Source organism: Helicobacter salomonis (genome assembly GCF_900197775.1).
Lineage (GTDB): Bacteria > Campylobacterota > Campylobacteria > Campylobacterales > Helicobacteraceae > Helicobacter > Helicobacter salomonis.
On record NZ_FZMA01000054.1, the window covers coordinates 1 to 926 of the forward strand.

Below are 926 nucleotides of genomic sequence, written 5' to 3' on the forward strand. Positions count from 1 at the left end.
TATATTCCCTTTGCCAAAGCGCTCAATGACAAGGTGAGTGGTGCCGCCTTTAGATATCACATCAAAGCCGCTTTGCACAAGAGTCATAGTGTCTCAGACTTTAAGCAACACCTCCACACTCTAGCCAAGCGTGTGGAGTTTGACAACACTACTAAGGCGTTAATTAGAGAGATAGAGGGGGGGTTACCCACTAATGAGGAAGGAGGATTAGCACTGCCTAAGGGTTCAGAGGGGGGAGCCTTACAGCCGCCTAAAGACACACCAGATGGGGGAGGGGGAAAGTCCCCGATAGATAGTGGGGATTTGCTAGACCCTAGAAAGCCTTTGAGAAAGGCTAGACCTGAAGAGATTACAGAGGAATTTTTAGAGGAGGTCAAAAGGCATAAGGATGCTAAGGTTTGGGTAGGGGATTTGACTAATCCCCAAATCTTAGAGCATTTAGAGTTAGACCCCAGTCAACCCGTGAAAATGCTCTTTGATGGAGACGCGTTAAAGCATATTGAGAGAAGACATGGGGAGGGTTCTGTATTAGTAGAAAAGAGCAAACAACCCGCAGTCAAATTGGAGGATATTGCTAATTACCCCGAGATTGTCAATAGCGCAGACAAAATAGAAATACAAAAGCATAAGGACATCACCACACTTTTAGCGGGCAAACAAATCAATGGTTATGCAATGGTGATAGAGATTGTCAGCAAAAAGCACAATGCCTTAAATCTAAGAACGATGTATAAGGAGAATGGGCTTTTAGAGAAAAACCGCGATTTTAGTGGAGCGAGCATACGACTATCCAAAGATAGCGGGAATACCCCCGAGGTGAACTCGAGTACGCCCTTAGACGCAACCAGCTCCAAAACGGAAACTACCACCCCCCCTCTTAAATCCAACTTAAGCCCTGCAGAGAACCAACCCTCCATCTTAGACCA

At 45.8% G+C, this 926-nt stretch carries 1 protein-coding gene; it reads left to right on the top strand.

Translation table 11 applies throughout. From position 1 onward, the window contains the following. Positions 1–926: PBECR3 domain-containing polyvalent protein (locus C6H04_RS07220; RefSeq protein WP_499797617.1), on the top strand; the 926-nt coding region annotated here is incomplete at both ends.